The following is a 25129-nucleotide window of genomic DNA, read 5'->3' as shown; positions in this document are numbered from 1 at the left end:
GAGGTAACGCCACTGGAGTGTCCGACGATAGGGGCCACGGGCAACCAAACGGCCCCGCGTCGACCCTTCCGAGAGAAACAGCGTGCTCATACGACTCCTTCGGACATACCTCCGTCCGTACTCCAGACCCATCGCCCTATTGGTGCTGCTGCAGTTCCTGCAGACCTGCGCCACGCTCTATCTGCCCACCCTCAACGCGGACATCATCGACAACGGTGTCGTGCGGGGTGACACGGGTTACATCCTGACCTACGGCGCCCTGATGATCGGCATCTCGCTGGCGCAGGTGGTGTGCAACATCGGTGCCGTCTACTACGGCGCCCGCACCGCCGCCGCGCTCGGCCGGGACGTGCGGGCCGCGGTGTTCGACCGGGTGCAGTCCTTCTCCGCGCGTGAGGTCGGTCACTTCGGTGCGCCCTCGCTGATCACCCGCACCACCAACGACGTCCAGCAGGTGCAGATGCTGGTGCTGATGTCGTTCACCCTGATGGTGTCGGCGCCGATCATGTGCGTCGGCGGCATCGTGATGGCGCTCGGCCTGGACGTCCCGCTGTCCGGGGTGCTGGTCGCGGTGGTGCCGGTGCTGGGCATCTGTGTGACGCTGATCGTGCGGCGGCTGCGTCCGCTGTTCCGCCGGATCCAGGAGCGGCTGGACACGGTGAACCGGGTGCTGCGGGAGCAGATCACCGGCATCCGGGTGATCCGGGCGTTCGTCCGGGACGACTACGAGGAGCGGCGCTTCCGGAAGGCCAACGCGGAGCTGACCGATGTGGCGCTGCGCACCGGCAATCTGCTGGCGCTGATGTTCCCGGTGGTCATGACGGTGGTGAACCTGTCGTCCATCGCGGTGGTGTGGTTCGGCGCCCACCGCATCGACAGCGGCGGCATGCAGATCGGCGATCTGACCGCGTTCCTCGCCTATCTGATGCAGATCGTCATGTCCGTGATGATGGCCACCTTCATGTTCATGATGGTGCCGCGCGCCGAGGTGTGCGCCGAGCGCCTCCACGAGGTGCTGGACACCTCCTCCAGCGTCGTCCCGCCGTCCGCGCCGGTCACTGAGCTGCGCCAGCACGGGCATCTGGAGCTGCGGGGCGCCGGCTTCCGCTATCCGGGTGCCGAGGAGCCGGTGCTGAAGGCGGTCGACCTGGTGGCGCGGCCCGGTGAGGTGACCGCCGTCATCGGCTCGACCGGCAGCGGGAAGTCGACGCTGCTGGGGCTGATCCCCCGGCTGTTCGACGCCACCGACGGCGAGGTGCTGGTCGACGGCGTGCCGGTGCGGGACCTCGATCCCAGGCTGCTGGCCCGCACGGTGGGTCTGGTGCCGCAGAAGCCGTATCTGTTCGCGGGCACCGTGGCGACGAACCTGCGGTACGGCAATCCTGACGCCAGCGACGAGGAGCTGTGGCACGCGCTGGAGGTGGCGCAGGCCAGGGGCTTCGTGGAGCGGCTGGAGGGCGGTCTTGACGCGCCGATCGCGCAGGGCGGGACGAACGTCTCCGGCGGTCAGCGCCAGCGCCTGGCGATCGCCCGCACGCTGGTGCAGCGCCCGGAGATCTACCTCTTCGACGACTCCTTCTCCGCGCTCGACTACGCCACCGACGCCGCGCTGCGGGAGGCGCTCGCCCGGGAGACGGCCGAGGCGACCGTGGTGATCGTGGCCCAGCGGGTGGCGACCATCCGGGACGCGGACCGGATCGTGGTGCTGGACGAGGGCCGGGTCGTCGGCACCGGACGGCATCACGAGCTGATGGCGGACAACGAGACCTACCGGGAGATCGTGCTCTCCCAGCTGACGGAAGCGGAGGCTGCCTGATGGCCGGGCCGATGGGGCGGATGATGGCCGGCGGCGGCCCCGACCAGCGGACGATGGACTTCAAGGGCTCGACCAAGCGGCTGATCGGCCGCTTCCGGCCCGAACGCGCCACGCTGTACGGGCTGTTGGCCTGCGTGGTGGTGAGCGTCGGGCTCAGTGTGGTCGGCCCGAAGATCCTCGGCCGGGCGACCGACCTGGTCTTCGCGGGCATCGTCGGCCGCGAGATGCCGGAGGGCGCGAGCAAGGAGCAGGTGCTCGACTCGATGCGGGAGCGCGGCGACGGCGATGTCGCCGACATGCTGCAGGGCGCCGACTTCACTCCGGGCCAGGGCATCGACTTCACCGCCGTGGGCAACGTCCTGCTGCTGGCGCTCGCCGTGTTCGCCGGCGCCGGTCTGCTGATGGCGGTGGCGACGCGGCTGGTCAACCGGGCGGTGAACCGCACCATGTACCGGATGCGCGAGGACGTGCAGACCAAGCTGGCGCGGCTGCCGCTGTCGTACTTCGACAAGCGCCAGCGGGGCGAGGTGCTGAGCCGGGCCACCAACGACATCGACAACATCGGGCAGACGCTGCAGCAGTCGATGGGCCAGCTGATCAACTCGCTGCTGACCATCATCGGCGTGCTGGCGATGATGTTCTACGTCTCCTGGATCCTGGCGCTGGTGGCGCTGGTGACGGTGCCGCTGTCGTTCGTGGTCGCCACGCGGGTCGGCAAGCGGTCGCAGCCGCACTTCGTGCAGCAGTGGCGCACGACCGGCAGGCTGAACGCGCACGTCGAGGAGATGTACACCGGGCACGCTCTGGTGAAGGTGTTCGGGCGTCAGGAGGAGTCGGCGAAGCGGTTCGCCGAGGAGAACGAGGCGCTGTACGAGGCCGGGTTCCGGGCGCAGTTCAACAGCGGCATCATGCAGCCGCTGATGTTCTTCGTGTCGAACATCAACTATGTGCTGGTGGCGGTCGTCGGCGGTCTGCGGGTCGCCTCCGGTTCGCTGTCCATCGGTGATGTGCAGGCGTTCATCCAGTACTCCCGGCAGTTCTCCATGCCGCTGACGCAGGTCGCCTCGATGGCGAACCTGGTGCAGTCCGGGGTCGCCTCGGCGGAGCGGATCTTCGAGCTGCTGGACGCGGAGGAGCAGGAGGCGGACCCGGTGCCGGCCGTCCGGCCGGAAAAGGTGCGCGGGCGGGTCGCGCTGGAGCATGTGTCGTTCCGGTACGACCCCGAGAAGCCGCTGATCGAGGATCTGTCGCTGACGGTGGAGCCCGGGCACACGGTGGCGATCGTCGGCCCGACCGGCGCCGGCAAGACGACGCTGGTCAATCTGCTGATGCGGTTCTACGAGGTGTCCGGCGGGCGGATCACCCTGGACGGGGTGGACATCGCGCGGATGTCCCGGGACGAACTGCGGTCCGGGATCGGCATGGTGCTGCAGGACACCTGGCTGTTCGGCGGCACCATCGCGGAGAACATCGCCTACGGCGCCGCCCGCGAGGTCACCCGCGCCGAGATCGAGGAGGCGGCGCGGGCCGCGCACGCGGACCGGTTCATCCGGACGCTGCCGGACGGCTACGACACGGTGATCGACGACGAGGGCAGCGGGGTCAGCGCGGGTGAGAAGCAGCTCATCACCATCGCGCGGGCGTTCCTGTCCGACCCGGTGATCCTGGTGCTGGACGAGGCGACCAGCTCGGTGGACACCAGGACCGAGGTGCTGATCCAGAAGGCGATGGCGAAGCTCGCGCACGGGCGGACCTCGTTCGTGATCGCGCACCGGCTCTCCACCATCCGGGACGCGGACACGATCCTGGTGATGGAGAACGGCTCGATCGTGGAGCAGGGCTCGCACGAGGAGCTGCTGGCCGCGGACGGCGCCTATGCCCGGCTGTATCAGGCGCAGTTCGCCTCCGCGGTGGCCGAGGTCGACTGAGCCGGCGCGGGCCGGGTCGCGGGCCCGGTGCGGGTGGGCGGTGGCGCGGGGAGACCGCGCCACCGGCCCCCACCGGGCCGCCGCCACGGCCGGTGTCCGTCCCGTCCGGGTGCCGGTCCCGCCGGCGCCGGGTGCCGATGCCACTGCCGACCGGTGCCGCTGCCGCCTGGCGCGTCAGTCCAGATAGCCCCGCAGCTGGTCCGCGAAGGCGTGGTCGCGGAGCTTGTTGAGGGTCTTGGACTCGATCTGCCGTATGCGCTCCCTGGTCACGCCGAAGATGCGGCCGATCTCCTCCAGCGTCCGTGGCCGCCCGTCGATCAGCCCGTACCGCAGCTGGACGACCTTGCGTTCGCGCTCGCCCAGGGTGGACAGCACCGCCTCCAGGTGCTCCCTGAGCAGCAGGAAGGCCGCCGACTCCACGGGGCTGGTCGCGTCGCCGTCCTCGATCAGGTCGCCGAGGGCCACGTCGTCCTCCTCGCCCACCGGTGCGTGCAGCGACACCGGTTCCTGGGCGAGCCGCAGCACCTCACAGACCCGCTCGGGCGGCAGGTCCAGATGGGCGGCGACCTCCTCGGGCGTGGGTTCGTAGCCGCGTTCCTGCAGCATGCGGCGCTGGACGCGGACCACCCGGTTGATCAGCTCCACCACATGCACCGGGACGCGTATCGTGCGGGCCTGGTCGGCGAGCGCACGGGACATGGCCTGGCGGATCCACCAGGTGGCGTAGGTGGAGAACTTGTAGCCGCGGGCGTAGTCGAACTTCTCCACCGCACGGATCAGTCCGAGATTGCCCTCCTGGACCAGGTCGAGCATGGTCAGCCCGCGTCCCACGTACCGCTTGGCGACGGAGACGACGAGCCGCAGATTGGCCTCGATCAGGCGGCGTTTGGCCATCCGGCCCATCACCACGAGCCGGTCCAGGTCGAGGGCGAGCCGGCTGTCCAGGTCGGGGGTGAGCCGCAGCTTCTCCTCGGCGAACAGTCCGGCCTCGACCCGGCGGGCCAGCTCGACCTCCTCGGCGGCGGTGAGCAGCGGGATGCGGCCGATCTCCCGCAGGTACTGGCGGAACAGGTCCGAGGAGGGGCCGGTGGCCTCGGGCCGCAGGGACGGGGGCACCGGTCCGGCGGCCTCTATGGCCTCGGCCGGGGGATCGGCGGGCGGTCCGGCCGCCGCGGGAGACTCCGGGCCGGGCTCCGCCTCGGGGCGGTGCAGCAGCCGGCTGCGCGGCGGCAGCGCCACGAGGACGTCTCGGTCGGACTGCGTGCCGACGGTGGTCGTGTCGGTCTGGGTGAGGGTCTGGGTCTGCACGGGGGGCGACCTCCAGGATGATCGCTGCCAGGGGGGACGGCAGCGGTACTTCGGGAGCGGAGTCGGCGGCCTCGCCGCTGTCCGTCCCGTACGCGATGAGCGGAACCGCGGGGGGTTGGGATTCGTCGGTGACGGATCGGCCGCGCTCCGAGGACTCAGGCACCGCACCCCAGTGTGGGGTACGACACATCGTCATCACGAGGGGCGTGCGATGACTTTTTGCGTCCGGTCCGTGACCGCCCGGTTACACCCCGCCGGAAACCGGATGCCGGGCACGGTCCGGGTCTGCGACGATTCCCCGCAGCCCGGCCCGCTCTACGAGACCCATGTGACCGTCCGCTGCACCGCGCCCGCGGAGGCCGAACGGCTCCGCCGGTGGGCGGAGTCGGCCGGGGTGAAGCTGAGGCACATCGTGCCGGCCCGGGGCCGGATGCGCGAGCAGCCCTTCCCTACCCGCTGCTGCACGAGGTGTTCCGGCTGTCGGGCGAGTGGCCCCGGCTGAACCGCGAGGAGGTCCTGCTGGCGGACCTGGTGGAGGCCGTCCAGTACGTGGAGTGGGAGCACTTCGCCACCGAGTACCCGCAACTCGCCGAGCGGGGGCGGGAGTTCCCCGACCGGCTGGTGCGGGCGGTGACGCCCGTGTTCCCGAGTCGGTGACCCCGGCCCTGCGAGCCCTCGGCCGTCCTACAGCGCCGCCGCGCCGTGCTCGCGCAGCGCCTGGTCGTACTGCTGGAGCACCCACAACTCGTTCTGCACCGCGGCCAGTTCGGCCGGGTCGGCATGGCTGCCGAGGCGGGTGAGGCGGCTGGTGATGTCGCGGATGCGGCGCTCCACGGCCCGGCGGCGGACGGTGACCAGCTGGGCGCCGGCGTAGGTCTCGTCGACCTCCTTGACGCCCCGGTGCAGCATGATCGCCTCCACGGCCAGCTCGGTGACCATGGCGCGGACCGTGTCGTCGGGGGCGGCGTCGCGGACCCGGATCAGATAGGCCTGCGGGTCCTGCATGCCGTACTCGGCGCCGCCCGCGTCCAGGATGGCCTGGCGCACGGCCGCGTACGGCGGGGCGGTGAACTCGTCGACGCCGTAGGCGTCGAAGGCCGGAGAGATCAGCTCGGGGCGCTGGAGGGCCAGCTTGAGCAGCTCCCGTTCGGTGGCGTGGACGGGGTTGCGGAGGTTGAGGGCGGGGCCGCGCGGGGCGGGCGGGGCCGCCACCGCGGGCTGCTGGGGGGCGCCGGGGCGCTGCCGCCGGTCCGGTGCCGGGCCCCTGCCGCCGCGCTCGCGGGACCAGCGGGCGAGCTGGGCGACCCGCCGGACCACGAACTGGGTGTCCAGGATGCCGAGCATGCCCGCGAGCTGCACGGCGACCTCGTGCTGGGCGCCGCTGTTCTTGATCCGGGCGACCACGGGCGCCGCCTCGTCCAGGGCGGCGGCGCGGCCCGCCGGGGTGTCGAGGTCGTAGCGGGAGACGATCTGGCGCAGCGCGAACTCGAACAGCGGGGTGCGGGGTTCGACCAGGTCGACGACCGCCTCGTCGCCCTTGGCCAGCCGCAGCTCGCAGGGGTCCATGCCGTCCGGTGCGATGGCGATGTAGGTCTCGGCGGCGAACTTCTGGTCGTCCTCGAAGGCGCGCAGGGCCGCCTTCTGGCCGGCCGCGTCGCCGTCGAAGGTGAAGATGACGCGGGCGGAGCCGTTGTCCATCAGCAGGCGGCGCAGGATCTTGATGTGCTCGCCGCCGAAGGCGGTGCCGCAGGTGGCGATGGCGGTGGTCACCCCGGCGAGGTGGCAGGCCATGACGTCGGTGTAGCCCTCGACGACGACCGCGCGGGAGGACTTGGCGATGTCCTTCTTCGCCAGGTCGATGCCGTACAGCACCTGGGACTTCTTGAAGATCGCGGTCTCGGGCGTGTTGAGGTACTTGGGGCCGTTGTCCGCCTCGTACAGCTTGCGGGCGCCGAAGCCGACGACGTCGCCGCCGATGTCGCGGATGGGCCACATCAGCCGGCCGCGGAAGCGGTCGATGGGGCCGCGGCGGCCCTCCTGGGAGAGGCCGGAGAGGATCAGCTCCTTGTCGCTGAAGCCCTTGCCGCGCAGATAGCGGGTGAGGTGGTCCCAGCCCTGGGGGCTGTAGCCGACGCCGAAGTGCACGGCGGCGGCCTGGTCGAAGCCGCGCTCGGCCAGGAAGACGCGGCCGGTCTCCGCCTCGGGGCTGGTCGCGAGCTGCTCCGCGTACCACTCCGCGGCGATCTTGTGGGCCTCGACCAGGCGGATGCGTTCGCCGCGCTGGTGGGCGGGGTTGTAGCCGCCCTCCTCGTAGCGCAGGGTGATGCCGGCCTGGGCGGCGAGCCGCTCGACCGCCTCCGAGAAGGAGAGGTGGTCGATCTTCATCACGAAGGTGATGGTGTCGCCGCCCTCCTGGCAGCCGAAGCAGTGGAAGAGTCCCTTGCTCGGGCTGACCTGGAAGGACGGCGACTTCTCGTCGTGGAACGGACAGAGGCCCTTGAGGTTGCCGCCGCCCGCGTTGCGCAGCTGGAGGTACTCGGACACGACGGCGTCGATCGGGACCGCGTCCCGTACCGCCTTCACGTCCTCGTCGTTGATCCGTCCTGCCACGCGTGAATTCTACGGGGGCGCTCGGACACTCCTGCTCGGCGTGAGACGGGGGTGAGGGCAGGAGCGTGGCCGGGCGGGAGGTCAGGAGGCGAGGGACTCCAGCGGGACGTGCGGGTCCGCCAGGGCCTCGGTGTCGACCTGGGCCCGGGAGCGGATGAGCTGCTGGATCTGCTGGGCGACGTCCCACACGTTCACGTTCATACCGGCGAGCACCCGGCCCTCCTTCACCCAGAACGCGATGAACTCCCGCTTGCCCGCGTCGCCCCGCAGCACCACCTGGTCGTACGAGCCGCGCGGCGCCCAGCCCGAGTACTCCATGCCCAGGTCGTACTGGTCGGTGAAGAAGTAGGGCAGCCGGTCGTAGCTCTCCTCCCGCCCCAGCATGGCCCGTGCGGCGGCCGGTCCGCCGTTGAGGGCGTTGGCCCAGTGCTCGACCCGCAGCCGGGTGCCGAACAGCTGGTGCGGGAAGGAGGCGACGTCGCCGGCGGCGTGGATGTGCGGGTCGGAGGTGCGCAGGTACTCGTCGACGAGGACACCGCCGCCGTCCGCCGGGTCGGCCAGGGCCAGGCCGGCCGATTCGGCGAGGGCGGTGCGCGGGGCGGCGCCGATGGCGGCGAGGACCGCGTGCGCCGGGTGCTCCTCGCCGTCGTCGGTGCGGGCGGCGAGGACCACGCCGTCCTGGCCGGTGATCTCGGTGAGGGTGGCGCCGAAGTGGAAGCGGACGCCGTGCTCGCGGTGCAGCTCGGCGAAGATCTGGCCCACCTCGGGCCCGAGGACCGAGTGCAGCGGGGCGGGGCCGCGGTGCACCACGGTGACCTCGGCGCCGTACTCGCGGGCCGCGGCCGCGACCTCCAGGCCGATCCAGCCGGCGCCGGCGATCACCAGATGCCCGTTGTCCCGGCCGAGCGAGGCCAGCACGCCCCGGAGCCGTTCGGCGTGGGCGAGGCGCCGCAGATGGTGGACGCCGGCCAGGTCGGTGCCCGGGATGTCGAGGCGGCGGGGTTCGGCGCCGGTGGCCAGCAGCAGCTTGTCGTAGCGGACGGTGGTGCCGTCCTCGCCGAAGCGGACGGTGCGGGCGGCGGGGTCGACGGCGTCGACGGTCTGCCCGAGGTGCAGCTCGACGTCGTGGCGCGCGTACCAGGCGGGCTCGTGCACGAAGACGCTCTCCCGCTCCTTCTTGCCGAGCAGGTAGCCCTTGGACAGCGGCGGACGCTCGTACGGCTGGTCCCGCTCGTCGCAGATCAGTATCACGCGGCCGGTGAAGCCCTCCTCCCGCAGCGTCTCGGCCGCCTTCGCGCCGGCCAGGCCGCCTCCGACGATGACGAATGTCTGATCCGCGTCGACCACTTGATGCCTCCTCGTAGCGGTGCCACCACTTGCGAGCCTCCCGCACCGGGCCGGGCACGTGAAGAGGGAGTGACCCGATCAGGCCACCTACGGTCACATTCGGGCGGTCTTTGCCCCCGGCGCGGTCCCCGGTGTCCCTTCCGGTGTCATACCCGGTGCGGAGCCGGTCATCCGGGCGTGCAGCGAGCGGGCGGAGGCGTCGGTGAGCGAGGCGATCTGGTCGACGATCACCCGTTTGCGGGCGCGGTCGTCCGGCGCCTGCTCGAACAGCGTGCGGAACTGCGGGTCCAGACCGTCGGGGGCGCGGGAGGTGAGCAGCTCGGCCAGCTCCATGACGACGATCCGCTGGTCGGCGCGGAGCCGCTCCTGCTCGGCGCGCTGCATCACGTAGCGGTCGGCGACAGCCTTGAGCACGGCGCACTCCATGCGGGTGCCGCGCGGCACCACCAGCTCGGCGTCGTAGCGGGTGAGGCCGCCGCTCCGCCAAGCCTGCCGGGTGGCGCCCTCGGCGGCGAGGCAGAAGCGGCCGATGAGCTGGCTGGTGGCGTCCTTCAGCCGGGCCTGGGCGACGGCGGTCCCGTCGTAGCCGTGCGGCCACCACTCCTGGGCGAGGAGCCGGTCGAGGGCCTCGGCCAGCTCGGCGGGGTCGGTTCCGGCGTCGGCATAGCGGCCGATCGCCACGGCGAAGACGTCCTGGCGTTCCGGCTCGGCGTTCAGGCAGGCGGGGTCGATGTGCCCGGCGTGCAGGCCGTCCTCCACGTCGTGCACGGAGTACGCCACGTCGTCGGCCCAGTCCATGACCTGCGCCTCGAAGCAGGTGCGGGTGCCGGGGGCGTCCTTGCGCAGCCAGTCGAAGACGGGGCGGTCGTCGTCGTAGACGCCGAACTTCGGGGAGGCCGGGTCGGTGGGGTGGGCGCCGCGCGGCCAGGGGTACTTGGTGGCGGCGTCCAGGGTGGCGCGGGTGAGGTTGAGGCCGACCGAACCCTCCGGGGTGAACCGCTTGGGTTCGATGCGGGTGAGCAGCCGCAGCGACTGGGCGTTGCCCTCGAAGCCGCCGCAGTCGGCGGCGAAGTCGTTCAGCGCCTGCTCGCCGTTGTGGCCGAACGGGGGGTGGCCGAGGTCGTGGGCGAGGCAGGCGGCCTCCACCAGGTCGGGGTCGCAGCCGAGGGCGGCGCCCAGCTCGCGCCCGACCTGGGCGCACTCCAGGGAGTGGGTGAGGCGGGTGCGGGGGCTGGAGTCCCAGGCGGAGGCGCCTCCCGCGCTCTGGCCGGGGGTGACGACCTGAGTCTTGCCGGCGAGCCTGCGCAGCGCCGAGGAGTGCAGGATGCGGGCGCGGTCGCGCTGGAAGGCGGTGCGGCCGGGGCGCTTGTCCGGCTCCGGGGCCCAGCGCTCCACGGCGGACTCGTCGTAGTGCATGTACAGACAGTAGTACCGCGCCCGCCGTTCTACGCCGACGCCAGTTCGGAGGCGGCCGGGTGCGCCGGGGTGGCGGCCGTCTCGTCGTAGCGGTGGAGCAGGAGCCGGGCCATGGCCTCGTGGGCGCCCAGGGGGGACGAGACGATCCCGGGGGCGGCCTGCGCGCACTCGGTGGCGAAGCGGCCGGGCGCGGTGAAGCAGGAGGCGACGGCCACCCGGTCGCGGCCGCGGGCGGCCAGCGCCGCGACGGCCTCGGGGACCGTGGGGGCCGCGGTGGTGGCGTAGGCGGCGACGACCGGGACGCCCAGGCGGCCGGCGAGGAGCCGGGCGGTGCGTGCGGTGCCGGCCCGGGAGTCGGGGTCGCGGGAGCCTGCCGCGGCGAGGACCACGGCGCTGCGGCGGCGGGTGGCGCCGTCCGCGGGCGTGCGCCAGCCCGCCTCGGCGAGGCGGGCGTGCAGCGCCTCGGCGAGCAGCGGGTGCGGGCCGAGCGCGGGGGCCAGACGGGTGCGGGCCGCGGCGCGGGCGGCCATGTCGGGGATGTCGCGTTTGACGTGGTAGCCGCGGCTGAGCAGCAGCGGGACCAGGACCGCCTCGCCGGTGCCGAGCGCGGCCAGCGTGTCGGGCAGCAGCGGGGTGTTCAGCTCGATGTGGCCCAGGTGCACGGGCAGGCCGGGGCGCAGGGCGCGGACCACGTCGAGGAGCTCCCGTACGGTGCTCAGCGCGCGGGGGTCGCGGCTGCCGTGGGCCACCACCACGAGGGCGGGCGGCGCCGGGCGGCGCCTGCCGTTCAGCGTGACGAGACCGAGCTGTCCCGCGAGGCTGGTGCCGATCCGGTTCATGAGGTCCGCCGTACTGTCGAGGTGCGTCGCCGTCATGCACCGATGGTGGCCGCGCCGTATTGCCTCCCCGTTGCACGGGAGTGACGGGCGTTTTCCAGCCCTTCACGGCCGGGCCCGACGGGCGTGTGAGCTGCCCTGGCCTGCGCGGCGGCCCGGCGGAGTGAAGCCGGTCACACGGTGCCGCGTGAACCGGCGGGAGCGGCGGGGCGTCTTGGACGGTCGGGAGCCGAGCCGAGGCGCCGGAACCGAGCCGAGGGGGGCCGCAGCGATGCGCCGATTCACCGAACGTGTGCCGCGCCTGCCGCGTCTGCCGCGCACCCGCCGGGGGCAGCGGCGGCTGGTGCAGGCCGTGATGGCCGGATGCGCGCTGGCGCTGCTGCCCGCGGCCTGGCTGCGGCTGGCGGCCGGGGACCGGCTGCACACCGTCGCGGACGTGCCGCGGACCCAGGTCGCCGTGGTCTTCGGCGCGGGCCTGTGGCGCGGGGAGCCGTCACCGTACCTGGCGCACCGGCTGGACGCGGCGGCCGGGCTGTACCGGGCGGGCCGCATCGAGGTGGTGCTGGTGACCGGTGACAACAGCCGCGCCGGCTACGACGAGCCGGACGCGATGCGCGCCTATCTGACCCGGCAGGGCGTGCCGGACGGGCGCATCGTCAGCGACTACGCGGGCTTCGACACCTGGGACTCCTGTGTGCGCGCCAAGAAGATCTTCGGCGTGGACCGGGCGGTCCTGATCAGCCAGGGCTTCCACATCCACCGGGCGGTGGCCCTGTGCCAGGCGGCCGGGGTCACCTCCTACGGCGTCGGCGTGGACGAGCCGCACGACGGCACCTGGTACTACGGCGGGGTCCGGGAGGTCCTGGCGGCGGGCAAGGCGGACGCCGACGCCGCCCTCCGCCCGGACCCGCGGTTCCTCGGGCCGCGGGAACCGGGGGTGCGGCAGGCGCTGGCGGAGAGCGGAACGCGGTGAAACGGCACCCGTGAACGGCAGCCGGTGCAGCGGCATGACCGGCCGGCTCGACGGACCTCACCGCCCTCCCGAGGGCACGGGGAGGCCGCCGTACCGGGCGCGTAACAGCAGCCGGCGTGCGGCGTAACACCGGCGACGCACGCTGAAGCGCATGCAGAACACCGTGACGCCCACCCACTGCCCCTACTGCGCCCTGCAGTGCGGGATGAATCTGACGCCCGCCGCCGACGGCACCGTCGAGGTGAGCGAGCGGGCGGACTTCCCGGTGAACCGGGGTGCCCTGTGCGGCAAGGGACGGACCGCGCCCGCGGTGCTCGCCTCCGCGGTACGGCTGACCACCCCGCTGGTGCGCTCACCGGGCGGCACGCTGGAGCCGGCCGGATGGAACGAGGCGCTGGGGCGGATCGCCGAGGGGCTGCGGGGCACCCGCGAGCGGTACGGGGCGGACGCGGTCGGCGTGTTCGGCGGGGGCGGGCTGACCAACGAGAAGGCGTACTCGCTGGGGAAGTTCGCCCGGGTCGTCCTCGGCACCTCGCAGATCGACTACAACGGGCGGTTCTGCATGTCCTCGGCCGCGGCGGCCGGGAGCAGGGCCTTCGGCCTGGACCGCGGGCTGCCGTTCCCGCTGGAGGACATCCCGCGCACCGGCTGCGTGATCCTGGTCGGCTCCAACCCGGCCGAGACCATGCCGCCGTCGCTGCGCTACTTCACCGAGCTGAAGGAGAACGGCGGCACGCTGATCGTCATCGACCCGCGCCGCACCCGGACCGCCGAGCAGGCCGACCTGCATCTGGCGCCCCGGCCCGGCACCGATCTGGCGCTGGCCCTGGGCCTGCTGCATCTGGTGGTCGCCGAGGGCCGCACCGACGAGCGGTACATCCAGGAGCGCACGGCCGGCTGGGAGGAGACCCGGGCGGCGGCGATGGCGCACTGGCCGGAGTACGTGGAGCGGATCACCGGCGTGCCGGTGCCCCGGCTGCGGGAGGCGGTACGGCTGTTCTGCGAGCCGGAGCACGCCATGGTGCTCACCGCCCGCGGTCCCGAGCAGCAGTCCAAGGGCACGGACACGGTCAGCGCCTGGATCAACCTGGTGCTGGCGACGGGCCGGGCGGGCCGCCCGCTGTCCGGCTACGGCTGCCTGACCGGGCAGGGCAACGGGCAGGGCGGGCGCGAACACGGCCAGAAGGCCGACCAGTTGCCCGGCTACCGCAAGCTCACCGACCCGCAGGCGCGGCGGCACGTCGCCGAGGTGTGGGGCGTGGACCCGGACTCGCTGCCCGGACCGGGACGCAGCGCCTACGAGCTGCTGGACGCGCTGGGCACCGACATCCGCGCGCTGCTGCTGATGGGCTCCAACCCGGTGGTGTCGGCGCCGCGCGCCGCGCACATCGAGCAGCGGATCAGGTCGCTGGACTTCCTCGCGGTGTGCGACGTGGTGCTGTCGGAGACGGCCGCGCTCGCCGATGTCGTGCTGCCGGTCACCCAATGGGCGGAGGAGACGGGGACCACGACCAGCCTCGAGGGGCGGGTACTGCTGCGCCGCCGAGCGATCGCCCCGCCCGAGGGCGTACACAGCGACCTGTACGTGCTGCACGAACTGGCGGCCCGGCTCGGCGTGGAGAAGGGCTTCCCGACCGACCCCGAGGAGGTCTTCGAGGAGCTGCGCCGGGCGAGCGCGGGCGGGCCCGCCGACTACTCCGGGATCACCTACCGCCGGCTGGCGGAGGAGAACGGCGTGTTCTGGCCGTGCCCGGCAAAGCCCTCCGCGGACGGTGCGCCGGACACCTGGGACGGCGCCCCCGGCACCTGGGACGGTGTGCCGGACACCGGAGACCGTGTGCCGGACACCGGAGACCGTGTGCCGGACACCGGAGACCGTGTGCCGGACACCGGGGACGGTGTGCCGGACACCGGCGACTCCGAGGACGCCTCGCTGGAGGCCTCACCGGACGCCGTGGCCGACGACCCGGTGCGGGACGAGACACCCGCCAATGCCGGGGTCCATCCGGGCACTGGCCGCCTCTTCCTCGACCGGTTCGCCACCGAGGACGGCCGCGCCCGCTTCGTCCCCGTCTCGTACCGGGCGATCGCCGAGGAGCCGGACGAGGAGTACCCGCTGCTGCTGACCACCGGGCGGGTGGTGGCCCAGTACCAGTCCGGCGCCCAGACCCGGCGGGTGGACGAACTGAACGCCGCCGCCCCCGGCCCGTTCGTCGAGCTGCATCCGCGGCTGGCGGAGCGGCTCGGCGCGGCCGAGGGCGACCCGGTGGCCGTGGTGTCCCGGCGGGGCCGGGCGGTGGCGCCGGCCCGGATCACCACCGCGGTCCGGCCCGACACGGTGTTCATGCCCTTCCACTGGGCGGGCGAGGGCCGCGCCAACACCCTCACCAACCCGGCCCTGGACCCGACCTCGCGGATGCCGGAGTTCAAGGCGTGCGCGGTGCGGGTGGAGGCGGTGCGCCCCTGAGCGCGCCGACGGCGCTCCGAAGGGCGCCGTCGGCCACTGCGCGGGACGCCGCCGGCCCGTCACCTACGAAGGGCGCGGTCGGCCCGTCGCCTCGGTAGGGCGCGGTCAGTTCACGCCGACCGCGCTCCACGCCGCCGCGACCGCGCGGTGCTCGGTGCCGCCCTCGCCGTAGAGGTCGGCGGCCGCCTTCAGGGTGGCGGTGCGGGCGCCCGCGTAGTCGGTCGACGAGGTCATGTGCACGGTCAGCGCGCGGTACCAGATCTTGCCGAGCTTGGCGCGGCCGATGCCGGTGACCGTGGAGCCGTCGCAGGTCGGGGAGTTGTGGGCGACGCCGCCGAGGGTCTTGGCACCGCTGCCCTCGGCGAGCAGGTAGGCGAAGTGGTTGGCGACGCCCGAGGAGTAGTGGACGTCGAGGTCCTTGACCGAGGGGCTCCAGCAGTCGGCGGACTTGCCGTCCTTGGAGGGCTTGTCCATGTAGCGCAGGGCGTCCTTGCCGAAGCCGTCCCGGACGATGGTCTCGCCGATCAGATAGTCGCCGGGGTCCTCGGCGTTGGCCGCGTGGAACTCGACCAGGGTGCCGAAGATGTCGGAGGTGGCCTCGTTGAGCCCGCCGGACTCGCCCGAGTAGACCAGGCCGGCCGTCTTCGAGGTCACACCGTGGGTCATCTCGTGCCCGGCGACGTCCAGCGAGACCAGCGGGCCCATCTGGGTGCCGTCGCCGTCGCCGTAGGTCATGCAGAAGCAGCTGTCGTCCCAGAAGGCGTTGTTGTACTTGTTGCCGTAGTGGACGCGGTTGTACGAGCCCTTGCCGTCGCCGGCGATGCCGCGGCGGCCGTGAACGTCCTCGTAGTAGTCCCAGGTGACGTCGGTGCCGTACTGGGCGTCCACCGCGACCGTCGCCCGGTCGGACTCGTCGCCGCTGCCCCAGTGGTTGTCGTCGTCGGTGAAGACGGTGGCGGGGGCGCGAGTGAGGCAGACGTTCAGCACGCACAGGTCGGTCTTGTTGGCCGCGTCGCCGGTGTAGGTGCCGCCGCGGGTGGGGTCCTTGAGCTGGTACCCCGACCCGGAGGCGGTGGTCTGAAGCGGGACGGTGCCGCCGTAGAGGGACTCGCCGTCGCCGGAGACGGTCGCCAGGCTGTCCCAGCTGTCGATGCGGTCGCCGCTGTGCGCGTCGGTGAGCACGGTGCGGGCGACCGGGTTGCCGAGGCCGTCCTGGGCCACCGCGTCGGTGCGCCAGGCCAGCCGGGGCGCGCCGTGCAGGGCGTCGACGACCAGCCGGGCCTTGGCGGTGAGCCGCTTGAGGGTCTCGCCGGCGTTGGCGGCGCGCAGCAGCTTCGCGGCGAGGTCGGCGGCCTTCGGAGCGGCGAGCTTCGGGGTGACGGTGGGCAGGTCGATCGCGGCCTCGGTGGCGCGGTCGGCCCCGCGGTAGGTGCCGTCGGGGGCGAGGTGCAGGACGAAGTCGCCGCCGAGGACGGGCAGTCCGCGGTAGGTGCGGTCGTAGCGGATGTGCTGGGTGCCGTCCCGGTCCACGATCACGTCCCGCACCTTGGTGTCCTGGGCGGTGGTCAGGCCCAGGGCGGCGGCGTGCTCTTCGAGGGCCGCGGCGGCGTGGGCGAGCGCGGTGGAGCGGGTCGGCCGGTCGGCGGCGCCGGCGGTGGGGGTGAGCGCGGCGGCCAGCAGGGCGGTGCCGGCGACCGCCACACCGGCGGTCACGAGGCGGGGACGTCGGACGTGCCGTATCGGGCTCAAGCGGTCTCCTGGAACGGGCGCCCCGATGCAGGTGGGGAGAGGGGCGGCGGGGATGGTGACCGCGATTCAAGTGGGACCGGACATGGCATGTCCATACCGTGAATGTGCGGGTGTGTGAGGGGTGAGAATCGTTCCTGCAAGGCTCCCGTGGCACTTCCGTGCAGAGGGGCACCGCCGACCGTCCCCGCAGGTGAAACGCGTGATTCTCCCCTTCTTCGTCTACGGCACCCTCCGTCCCGGCGAGGTCAACCACGACCGCTTCCTGCGCGGCCGCACCCTGGCCGAGGAGCCGGGCCGGCTGCCGGGCGCGGTGCTCTACGAGGGGCCGGGCTACCCCTACGCCGTGGAGCAACCGGGCGGCGTGGTCAGCGGGGAGCTGGTCACCGCGCGGGAGACGGAGTACCCGGCGCTGCTGGCGGAGCTGGACCGGCTGGAGGACTACGCGCCGGGCGATCCGCGCAATCTCTACGAGCGGGTGGTGCGGCGGGTCGTGCGCGAGCGCGACGGGGCGGAGGTGCGGGCCTGGGTGTACCTCGCCGCGCCCGCCGTGGCGGCCCGGCTGCGGGCCCGCGGTGAGCTGGTCGCCGGCGGGGACTGGCGGGGCCGGGGGCGGGTGCAGCGCCCGTCGCCTTGATGCGGCGGGGCGACGCAGGCCGGGCATCGGCGGTGGCCGCCCCGCGTCCGCGGGCGGAGCGATCTTCTCGTGCCGAGCATCGTCGGCCTCGGGGTGGCCGCCCCGCGTCCGCGGGCGGAACCGGACGACGGGGCGCGGGCGGACGACGGGGCGGGGGGCGAAGGGACGAGGTGCCGGGGCGGTCACCCGTTCACCGCCGCGCCGGACCACTCTTCGGCCATTCCGTTTCCCTCGCCCGTCCGGGCGCCGGTGACCTGCTGAAACACCGGGCGCGCTGGGGCGGTGCCGCCCCTCCTGACACCCGTTCAGCCCGCCCCCTGACGTGCCCTCGGGGAGCGGGCCGGGCGCGCTGGCACTTACCTCGGTAGAGCAGGGACGCGTCCGACGGCGGCACATGGGGGTGCTGCGGGGTGCGGCCCTTCGTGAGCTGGAGGGAGCATCGATGCGAGGTACCGCCCGGCTGCTGACCGGCACCGCGCTCGCCCTGGCCGCCGCGGGGGCGTTCGCCGTGCCCGCGCACGCCGGTCAGCCCGCCGCCCCGGACGGCCGCCCCTTCGACGCGTCGGCCGGGAGCCTGGACGTCCACCCGTCGTCGGCCGTGCCGGGCGGGCAGGTCACGGTGCACACCGGGGCCTGCGACGGCGAGGGCACGACGGAGGGCGACGCCACCGCCGTGGGCGCGGGCCGCTTCACGCTGGCGCCGGGCGCCGGCGAGCGGGAGATCACCGGGCAGTTCCGGGTGCCGCCGAGCGCACAGCCGGGGACGTACGAGATCGTCGCCACCTGCGCGGGCAGCGGCCGGCGGGTGACGGGTGACCTGGTGGTCACGCTGTCGTCCGAGGCCCAGCAGGTGTATCCCCGGGGAAGTGTGAAGACGGGGGTCGGGGGCGCCCTGGGCCCCGGCCCCGTGCAGACCGCGGCAGGCGTGGCAGCCCTGGCCGTCGCCGCCGCGGGCGGTACCTGGCTCCTGCATCGCCGGGCGAGAGGCGACGGGATCTGACGGGCACCCTCCGCTGCCCGTCCGCCGGTACCGCATGTCCCTCCCCCTCCGGGTCCGACGCCCCTCGCGGCCCGGAGGGGGGCACGGGACCCGATCAGGAGAGGTCAGTTGGTCATGCGCCGCAGCATCCGCCGTATCGGCAGTCCGGGCAACACCGCGATAGCCGCGGTCACGGTGTTCGCGCTGTGCTCGGGGATATGGCTGCTGCGCGACGGCGCCGCACCGCACGCGCCGCCGCAGCCGTCCGCCGCGCAGGCGGCCCGCTCGGGCCAGGGCGACGGCCACGGCGGCGGCCGTTCCTCGGCACCCGCGATGGCCCCCTCGGCGCCCGACCGGATCCGGATTCCCGCGATCGAGGTGGACGCCCCGCTCACGGGGCTCGGCCTGACCGCCTCCGGCAGCCTCGACGTCCCGCCCGCCGAGCGGCCGGACCTCGCCGGCTGGTACGAGGAGGGCACCACCCCCGGCGAGACGGGCACCGCGATCGTCGCTGGCCATGTCGACAGCGCGGACGGCCCCGCCGTGTTCTACTCCCTGGGCGCCCTGCGCAAGGGCAGCACCATCGAGGTGGACCGCCGGGACGGCACCGTCGCCGTGTTCACCGTGGACGCCGTCGAGGTCTACCAGGCGAAGAACTTCCCCGACCACAAGGTCTACGGCGCGGCCGACCGCCCCGAGCTGCGCGTCATCACCTGCGGCGGCGGCTACTCCCGCACCACCGGCTACCGGGGCAACGTCGTCGTCTTCGCCCACCTGACCGGCAGCCGCTGACCGGGCCTCAGCTCTCGGGCGGAGCACCGTCCGATCACTCCCCGCGGTCGGGTGGCGGGCGCCCCGGGCACTTTGACGTGGCCCACCGGGACATAGGCGGCCGATGCCAGGGACGACGCCGTGACCGACCTCGTACTGCAACAAGGCCAGTCCGTGGCCAACAGGCGTCGACCGTGACCCGGCTCGCCCCGCTGTGCTTGACGGCGCTGGCGGGGAGTTCGGCGGCGCAGAAGCAGGCGATGGACTCCACGGCGGGGGCGGGGCGTCCCCGCCTCGCCTCCCCCCGCGAGGGCCCTCACACCCCCGCCCCTCCCCCGCTGAGGGCAGCGTTCCGCGCGGGAAACAGGAGTGATGCCACCGGGTAACACCCGCACCGCACGCTCGATGGCATGACCTCGAACGAGCGTGTGGTGGTGATCGGCTCCGGCCTCGCGGGCGTACGGCTCGCCCGGCGGCTCGGCGAGCTGGGCACGCCCGTGACGCTGATCGGCGAGGAGGAGCACCGGCCCTACAACCGGGTGCTGCTCGCCGAGGTGCTGGCCGGACGCTACAGCCCCGAGGTGACCGCCCTGCCGGCGCCCGCCGCGCTGACCCGCGCCCGGGTCACCGGCATCGACCGCGCCGGCCGGACCGTCTCCTGCGCGGACGGCTCGGTGATCGCCTACGACCGGCTGGTGCTGGCCACCGGCTCCAACCCGGTGCTGCCGCCGCTGCGCGGACTGTTCACCACCGGCCCCGAGCTGCCCGAGGGCGTGCACGCCTTCCGCACCATGGACGACTGCCTGGGCCTGGCCAAGGCGGTGCGGCCGGGCGTGCGGGCGGTCGTCATCGGCGGCGGCCTGCTGGGGGTGTCCACGGCCCGGGCGCTCGCCGTGCGCGGCGCCCAGGTGGTCCTCGCCCAGCAGGCCGAGCGGCTGATGGAGCGCCAGCTCGACCCGGCCGCGTCCGCGCTGGTCGAGCGGCATCTGACCGGCCTCGGCGTGGAGGTGCACACCGAGTGCCGGGTGCGCGATGTGCGCTGCGTCGCCGGTGCGGTCCGCTCGGTGGAGATGGCCGACGGCTATGCGCTCGACGCCGACCTGGTGGTGCTGGCCTGCGGGGTGCTCCCGAGGGTCTCTCTCGCCCAGGCGGCCGGACTGGAGGTCGGCAAGGGCGTCGTCGTCGACGACGAACTGCGCACCTCCGACCCGTACATCCACGCCGTCGGGGACTGCGTCCAGCACGCCGGGACGGTCTACGGGCTGGCCGCCCCGGCGCTGGAACAGGCCGACGCGCTCGCCGCGCTGCTCGCCGGCGACACCGGCGCCCGCTACACCGGCACCCGGTCCCTGACCCGGCTGACGCTCACCGGGCCCGACAGCCCCTTCGACCTCGCCGCGTTCGGCCGGGCCGAGCCGCTGCCCGGCGACGACGTCGTGCAGCTCACCGACGCCACCCGCGGCACCTACCGCAAGGTCGTCGTCCGCGAGGACCGCCTGGTCGGCGGGGTCCTGGTCGGCGAACTCGGCACCGTCGGCGCCCTGGCGCGCGCCTGGGAGGGAGCAGAGCCGCTCCCCTCCGGCGGCGGGCCGCTGCTCCACCTGCTCACCAACGATGGAGGCTCCTGAATGACCGCCAACCCGGGGGGCACCCCCACGATCGTGCTCGTCGGCCACGGCATGGTCGGCCAGCGCTTCCTCGAGGCGCTCGCCGAACGCGGCCTGACCGCCACGCACCGCGTGGTCGTGCTGTGCGAGGAGCCGCGCCCCGCGTACGACCGTGTGCAGCTCACCTCGTACTTCTCGGGGCGGACCCCCGAGGACCTGTCGCTGACGGACCTGCAGTTCATCGAGGGCCACGGCATCGAGCTGCATGTCGGCGACCCGGCCGCGAGCATCGACCGCGAGGCACGCAAGGTCACCGCTCGCTCGGGTCTGGTCGTCGGCTACGACGTCCTCGTCCTGGCCACCGGCTCCTACCCGTTCGTGCCTCCGGTGCCGAACAAGGACGCCGAGGGCTGCTTCGTCTACCGCACCATCGAGGACATCCTCGCCATCGAGGAGTACGCGCGGAGCAGGGCGAAGACCGGCGCGGTGGTCGGCGGCGGTCTGCTGGGGCTGGAGGCGGCGGGTGCCCTGAAGGGGCTCGGACTGGCCGCGCACATCGTGGAGTTCGCGCCGCGGCTGATGCCGGTGCAGGTCGACGAGGGCGGCGGCGCGGCGCTGCTGCGCACCATCGAGGAGATGGGCCTGACCGTCCACACCGGGGTCGGCACCCAGGAGATCGTGGTCGACGAGTCCGGCGCGGTCACCGGGATGAAGCTGTCCGACGGCTCCGGACTCGCCACCGACATGGTGGTGTTCTCCGCCGGTGTCCGCCCCCGCGACCAGCTGGCCCGCGACTGCGGGCTTCAGGTCGGCGAGCGCGGCGGCATCACCGTGGACGAGCAGTGCCGCACGGTCAGCGACCCGAACGTCTTCGCCATCGGCGAGTGCGCGCTGGCCGCGGACGGCCGGGTGTACGGCCTGGTGGCCCCCGGCTACGAGCAGGCCGGGACGGCCGCCGCGACGATCGCCGGGGACGCCTCCGCCTTCACCGGCGCCGACCTGTCGACCAAGCTGAAGCTGCTCGGCGTGGACGTGGCGTCCTTCGGCGACGCCCACGGCACCACCGAGGGCTGCCTGGACGTCGTCTACTCCGACTCCCGCGCCGGCCTGTACAAGAAGCTGGTCATCGGCCGGGACGGCACCCTGCTCGGCGGCATCCTGGTCGGCGACGCGGAGGCGTACGGCACGCTGCGCGCCCTGACCGGCTCGGTGCCGCCGGTCGCACCGGAGTCGCTGGTGCTGCCCGCGGGGGCCGGCGAGTCCGCCCAGCTCGGCCCGTCCGCACTGCCGGACGACGCGGTGATCTGCTCCTGCCACAACATCACCAAGGGCACCATCCGCGGCGCGGTTACCGAGCACCGGTGCACCACCGTGCCCGAGGTGAAGAAGTGCACCAAGGCCGGTACCGGCTGCGGCAGTTGCGTCAAGGTGCTGGGGCAGCTGGTCAACGCCGAGCTGGAGGCGAGCGGCGTCGAGGTCGACAAGGGCCTGTGCGGCTGTTTCGGCCAGACCCGCGAGGAGCTGTACGAGATCGTCCTCGCCCTGCGCATCACCTCCTACCAGGACCTCCTCGACCGGTACGGCCGGGAGGGCGCCCGGGGCGGCGACGGCTGCGAGATCTGCAAGCCGGCCGTGGCCTCGATCATCGCCTCCCTCGCCCCCACGATCGGCGCCAGCACCTACGTCCTGGACGGCGAGCAGGCGGCCCTGCAGGACACCAACGACCACTTCCTGGCCAACCTGCAGAAGAACGGCTCGTACTCGGTGGTGCCGCGCATCCCCGGCGGTGAGATCGCGCCGGAAAAGCTCATCGTCATCGGCGAGATCGCCCGCGACTTCGGCCTCTACACGAAGATCACCGGCGGTCAGCGGATCGACATGTTCGGCGCCCGCGTGGAGCAGCTCCCGCTGATCTGGGCCCGGCTGGTGGACGCCGGTTTCGAGTCCGGCCACGCCTACGGCAAGTCGCTGCGCACGGTGAAGTCCTGCGTGGGCCGGACCTGGTGCCGCTACGGCGTCCAGGACTCCGTCCGCATGGCGATCGACCTGGAGCTGCGCTACCGGGGGCTGAGGTCGCCGCACAAGCTGAAGTCGGCGGTCTCCGGCTGCCAGCGGGAGTGCGCCGAGGCCCAGTCGAAGGACTTCGGTGTGATCGCCACCGCCAACGGCTGGAACCTCTACGCCGGCGGCAACGGCGGCGCCACCCCGCGCCACGCCGACCTGCTGGCGCAGGACCTGTCGGACGCCGAGCTGATCCGGCTGATCGACCGGTTCCTGATGTTCTACATCCGCACCGCCGACCGGCTGGAGCGCACCTCCACCTGGCTGGAGCGCATCCCCGGCGGCCTTGAGCACGTGCGGGACGTGGTCGTCCACGACTCGCTCGGCATCTGCGACGAGCTGGAGGCCCTGATGGCCGCCCATGTCGCCGACTACCGCGACGAGTGGGCCGAGACCGTCAACGACCCCGAGAAGCTGGCCCGGTTCGTGTCCTTCGTGAACGCCCCGGACACCCCGGACCCGGTGGTCTCCTTCGTCCCCGAACGCGACCAGATCAAGCCCGACCTGCCGCTGCTGAACATCGGCCGGCGACCCGCTGACGAGATCCTGGAAGGAAGCGCCCAGCGATGACCCTGGCACTCGAGACCACCGATCTGAAGGTGCAGCTCCGCCTGGCGGACGGCTGGTTCACGGTCTGCGACCTGAGCACGCTGATCCCGGGCCGCGGAGTGGCGGCCCTGCTGCCCGACGGCCGCCAGGTCGCCGTCTTCACCGACCGGGCCGGGAACCTCTACGCGATCGACAACTGCGACCCGTTCACCGGCGCGGCGGTGCTCTCCCGCGGCCTCACCGGCTCCCACCAGGGCCGCCCGTTCGTCGCCTCCCCGCTGCTCAAGCAGCGCTTCGACCTGGGGACCGGGCAGTGCCTGGACGACGAGGCGGTCCGTGTGACGGCCTACGAGGTGAAGGCGGCCTGAGCGGTCCGGTCAGTTCGCGAACACAGCCGAGCGCGCATCCCCGGGGGGTGACCCCGAGATGCGCGCTCGGTCGTCGGGGTCGGGCGGGGTCGTGCGGTTCTCACCGCCCGGCCGTCTTGAAGGGCGGCACGGGCCTGGGTCGGGCCCTGGTGCAGCGGCTGGCCCGTGCGAGCGGCGGCGAGGCGGCGCTGCGGGCGGCGGCGACGGGCGGCCTGGACGCGGTGATCAGCCTCCCCTCGGCGTCCCCGCCGGAGTCCCTCGGCGCCTCGGACGGCTCGGGTTCCCGCCCCAGAGAACGGCCCGCCCTGCCGGCCTGACGGGGGCGGCGACCTTACCTGACGGTGCGTCATCAGGCGGACCTCCGCAGGCTGTTGCGGAGAGCTACCCTCCGGTCACGTCACGTTCCTGTCACGGCTTCTTCATATCTCCCCCATGTCCCGGGGTGCTCAGTAGCTTCGTCCATCTCGAAACCGAGCACACGCACCACTGGGGGGATTCGTCCATGAACCCGATCCGCACGTCCGCCCGCACGTCCGCCCGCGCGTCAGCCGCGGCCCTCGCCGCGCTGGCCCTGGCCGCCGTCCCGGCCACCGCCGTGGCCCACGACGGCAACCACCCGTTCGCCAACTGCACCGAGGCCTACAACAACGGGTACTCCAACATCCCGGCGGGCGACCAGCACTACGCCAAGCGACTTGACCGGGACGGCGACGGCATCGGCTGCGACAAGCCGCCGGCCGGCTTCAAGCCCCGCGGCGACCAGGGCGAGTCGGAGGGCGGCGGCACCGGTGCCAAGGAGTCGGAGGGCGGCGGCGGCACCGGTGCCAAGGAGTCCTCCGGCACGGACGCCGAGGGCGGGTCCGGCACGGACCTCGCCGAGACCGGCGGCAACGACGCCACCCCGTACATCGCGGGGGCCGGCGCGGTCGTGGTCCTCGCGGGCGGCGGCCTGCTCATCGCCGCCCGCAGGCGCCGCGACGCCCGCTGACCGGTCGCCGGACGGCCGCGTTCCGGGGAGCCCGCCGTCCCGTGCCGCGGGCTCCCCGGCTTCCGCTCGGGCGACGGCCCGTCGCGGGCCGCGTGACATGATCCGGCCATGAGCAGCGACGATCTGGAAGTGAGTGCTCTGGCCATCAACGTGACCGTCCCCGAGGAGCTGCGCTGGACGGACACCCGGCGCGGGCAGACCTACCACCTGACCACCCTCAACATCCGGCTGCTGCCCGACGGCCGTCTCGCGGCCAAGGCGTATGGCCGGCCCGTCGAGGGCGGCCGGGGCAACTACGTCTCGTTCCGGGTCCCCGACGAGCCCGCGCTGGCGGCGTTGATCTCCGACGCCGCCGGCCGGGCCGCCGAGTTGTGGGCCGCCCATCGCGGCCTCGGCTGACCAGGCGTCCCGTTCCGGACCCGGCTGACCAGGCGTCAGCCCGGACACCGGCGTTCCCGGCCGTACGAAGAGAGGGCGGGCACCCCCGCACGGGTGCCCGCCCTCTCCTTCGTGGTCCGGAGCCGATGCCGATCGGTGAGGGTGGTCGGGTGACAGACAACGACTCCGGGGTCTTTGTGCCCCAGGGCTCAACGCCCCGCGGCTCCTAGGGCCTGTCGTTTGGATCAGCCCGCGGACGCGGGGTCCGGCACGCGCATCTGCGGCGTTGTCACCGGTTGCCGATGCTCCGCATCGGCGCCCTCCTCCGCCTTGCAGCTGCACGC

The 25129-nt window shown here is 73.3% G+C and carries 19 protein-coding genes and 1 pseudogene; 14 read left to right on the top strand and 6 right to left on the bottom strand.

Features of this window, described 5'->3' with window-relative positions; translation table 11 throughout:
• The first annotated feature begins 82 nt into the window (after positions 1–82).
• Positions 83–1816, top strand: coding sequence for an ABC transporter ATP-binding protein (locus ABD198_RS08735; RefSeq protein WP_343999143.1), 1734 nt, complete (start codon positions 83–85; stop codon positions 1814–1816).
• A complete protein-coding gene (locus tag ABD198_RS08730; RefSeq protein ID WP_343999141.1) occupies positions 1816–3744 on the top strand; it encodes an ABC transporter ATP-binding protein in 1929 nt (642 codons plus the stop codon). The genes ABD198_RS08735 and ABD198_RS08730 overlap by 1 nt, the downstream gene beginning before the upstream one ends.
• Positions 3745–3918: 174 nt before the next feature.
• On the opposite strand, the pseudogene ABD198_RS08725 reads toward ABD198_RS08730, so the two are convergent.
• Positions 3919–5215, bottom strand: a pseudogene (locus tag ABD198_RS08725) (RNA polymerase sigma factor).
• A gap of 305 nt (positions 5216–5520) precedes the next feature.
• Between ABD198_RS08725 and ABD198_RS08720 the strand changes: the two are divergent.
• Positions 5521–5709 (top strand): hypothetical protein, encoded by a 189-nt coding sequence (locus ABD198_RS08720; RefSeq protein WP_343999139.1) that lies wholly within the window; start codon positions 5521–5523, stop codon positions 5707–5709.
• Positions 5710–5736: 27 nt separating this feature from the next.
• Here ABD198_RS08720 and dnaG read toward each other — a convergent pair whose 3' ends face one another.
• The 4 genes from dnaG to ABD198_RS08700 form a co-directional block, all read right to left on the bottom strand.
• The gene (gene dnaG, locus ABD198_RS08715) at positions 5737–7662 is read right to left on the bottom strand and encodes a DNA primase (RefSeq protein WP_343999137.1); all 1926 of its coding nucleotides are present in this window, start codon (positions 7660–7662) and stop codon (positions 5737–5739) included.
• Positions 7663–7743: 81 nt separating this feature from the next.
• Entirely contained in the window at positions 7744–9009 is a 1266-nt protein-coding gene (locus tag ABD198_RS08710) for an NAD(P)/FAD-dependent oxidoreductase (protein ID WP_343999134.1), read from the bottom strand.
• Between the two features lie 93 nt (positions 9010–9102).
• Entirely contained in the window at positions 9103–10425 is a 1323-nt protein-coding gene (locus ABD198_RS08705) for a deoxyguanosinetriphosphate triphosphohydrolase (RefSeq protein ID WP_343999132.1), read from the bottom strand.
• 29 nt (positions 10426–10454) lie between these two features.
• On the bottom strand, positions 10455–11300 hold the full coding sequence (locus ABD198_RS08700; protein WP_343999130.1) for a sirohydrochlorin chelatase: 846 nt from the start codon (positions 11298–11300) through the stop codon (positions 10455–10457).
• Positions 11301–11532: 232 nt separating this feature from the next.
• On the opposite strand from ABD198_RS08700, the gene ABD198_RS08695 reads away from it, so the two are divergent.
• Both ABD198_RS08695 and ABD198_RS08690 read left to right on the top strand, forming a co-directional pair.
• Complete coding sequence (locus ABD198_RS08695) at positions 11533–12234, top strand: SanA/YdcF family protein (protein WP_343999128.1); 702 nt, start codon at positions 11533–11535, stop codon at positions 12232–12234.
• A gap of 151 nt (positions 12235–12385) precedes the next feature.
• Positions 12386–14701 carry a molybdopterin oxidoreductase family protein gene (locus ABD198_RS08690; RefSeq protein WP_343999126.1) on the top strand — a complete coding sequence of 772 codons (2316 nt, stop codon included), beginning with the start codon at positions 12386–12388 and terminating at the stop codon, positions 14699–14701.
• Positions 14702–14806: 105 nt separating this feature from the next.
• Here ABD198_RS08690 and ABD198_RS08685 read toward each other — a convergent pair whose 3' ends face one another.
• Positions 14807–16450: a M4 family metallopeptidase gene (locus ABD198_RS08685; RefSeq protein ID WP_343999125.1), complete on the bottom strand. Its 1644-nt coding sequence runs from the start codon at positions 16448–16450 to the stop codon at positions 14807–14809.
• 199 nt (positions 16451–16649) lie between these two features.
• Between ABD198_RS08685 and ABD198_RS08680 the strand changes: the two genes are divergently transcribed.
• The 9 genes from ABD198_RS08680 (at position 16650) to ABD198_RS08640 (ending at position 24806) form a co-directional block, all read left to right on the top strand.
• Positions 16650–17084, top strand: coding sequence for a gamma-glutamylcyclotransferase family protein (locus ABD198_RS08680; protein WP_343999124.1), 435 nt, complete (start codon positions 16650–16652; stop codon positions 17082–17084).
• A 442-nt stretch (positions 17085–17526) separates the two neighbouring features.
• Positions 17527–18084 carry a hypothetical protein gene (locus ABD198_RS08675; protein WP_343999123.1) on the top strand — a complete coding sequence of 186 codons (558 nt, stop codon included), beginning with the start codon at positions 17527–17529 and terminating at the stop codon, positions 18082–18084.
• A 114-nt stretch (positions 18085–18198) separates the two neighbouring features.
• The gene (locus ABD198_RS08670; RefSeq protein ID WP_343999121.1) at positions 18199–18855 is read left to right on the top strand and encodes a class F sortase; all 657 of its coding nucleotides are present in this window, start codon (positions 18199–18201) and stop codon (positions 18853–18855) included.
• 389 nt (positions 18856–19244) lie between these two features.
• Positions 19245–20462 carry an NAD(P)/FAD-dependent oxidoreductase gene (locus ABD198_RS08665; RefSeq protein ID WP_343999119.1) on the top strand — a complete coding sequence of 406 codons (1218 nt, stop codon included), beginning with the start codon at positions 19245–19247 and terminating at the stop codon, positions 20460–20462.
• Positions 20463–23072, top strand: coding sequence for a nitrite reductase large subunit NirB (nirB, locus tag ABD198_RS08660; protein ID WP_343999117.1), 2610 nt, complete (start codon positions 20463–20465; stop codon positions 23070–23072).
• Positions 23069–23419 (top strand): nitrite reductase small subunit NirD, encoded by a 351-nt coding sequence (gene nirD, locus ABD198_RS08655; RefSeq protein WP_343999115.1) that lies wholly within the window; start codon positions 23069–23071, stop codon positions 23417–23419. Before nirB ends, nirD begins: the two co-directional genes overlap by 4 nt.
• Positions 23420–23535: 116 nt before the next feature.
• The gene (locus tag ABD198_RS08650; RefSeq protein ID WP_425580439.1) at positions 23536–23736 is read left to right on the top strand and encodes a hypothetical protein; all 201 of its coding nucleotides are present in this window, start codon (positions 23536–23538) and stop codon (positions 23734–23736) included.
• A gap of 185 nt (positions 23737–23921) precedes the next feature.
• A complete protein-coding gene (locus ABD198_RS08645; RefSeq protein WP_343999113.1) occupies positions 23922–24407 on the top strand; it encodes an LAETG motif-containing sortase-dependent surface protein in 486 nt (161 codons plus the stop codon).
• Positions 24408–24515: 108 nt separating this feature from the next.
• On the top strand, positions 24516–24806 hold the full coding sequence (locus tag ABD198_RS08640; RefSeq protein WP_343999111.1) for a hypothetical protein: 291 nt from the start codon (positions 24516–24518) through the stop codon (positions 24804–24806).
• The last annotated feature ends 323 nt before the right edge of the window (positions 24807–25129 follow it).

The organism is Streptomyces thermocarboxydovorans (genome assembly GCF_039524635.1).
Lineage (GTDB): Bacteria > Actinomycetota > Actinomycetes > Streptomycetales > Streptomycetaceae > Streptomyces > Streptomyces thermocarboxydovorans.
Note: the sequence above shows the minus strand (reverse complement) of the source record. Positions and strands in the feature narration are given on the sequence as shown.

Coding starts and splice junctions, on each gene's coding strand:
- ABD198_RS08730 (WP_343999141.1), top strand. CDS start 1,816: ATGGCCGGGCCGATGGGGCGGATGATGGCCGGCGGCGGCCCCGACCAG.
- ABD198_RS08705 (WP_343999132.1), bottom strand. CDS start 10,425: ATGCACTACGACGAGTCCGCCGTGGAGCGCTGGGCCCCGGAGCCGGAC.
- ABD198_RS08700 (WP_343999130.1), bottom strand. CDS start 11,300: ATGACGGCGACGCACCTCGACAGTACGGCGGACCTCATGAACCGGATC.
- ABD198_RS08695 (WP_343999128.1), top strand. CDS start 11,533: ATGCGCCGATTCACCGAACGTGTGCCGCGCCTGCCGCGTCTGCCGCGC.
- ABD198_RS08690 (WP_343999126.1), top strand. CDS start 12,386: ATGCAGAACACCGTGACGCCCACCCACTGCCCCTACTGCGCCCTGCAG.
- ABD198_RS08675 (WP_343999123.1), top strand. CDS start 17,527: ATGCGAGGTACCGCCCGGCTGCTGACCGGCACCGCGCTCGCCCTGGCC.
- ABD198_RS08670 (WP_343999121.1), top strand. CDS start 18,199: ATGCGCCGCAGCATCCGCCGTATCGGCAGTCCGGGCAACACCGCGATA.
- ABD198_RS08665 (WP_343999119.1), top strand. CDS start 19,245: ATGACCTCGAACGAGCGTGTGGTGGTGATCGGCTCCGGCCTCGCGGGC.
- nirB (WP_343999117.1), top strand. CDS start 20,463: ATGACCGCCAACCCGGGGGGCACCCCCACGATCGTGCTCGTCGGCCAC.
- nirD (WP_343999115.1), top strand. CDS start 23,069: ATGACCCTGGCACTCGAGACCACCGATCTGAAGGTGCAGCTCCGCCTG.
- ABD198_RS08645 (WP_343999113.1), top strand. CDS start 23,922: ATGAACCCGATCCGCACGTCCGCCCGCACGTCCGCCCGCGCGTCAGCC.
- ABD198_RS08640 (WP_343999111.1), top strand. CDS start 24,516: ATGAGCAGCGACGATCTGGAAGTGAGTGCTCTGGCCATCAACGTGACC.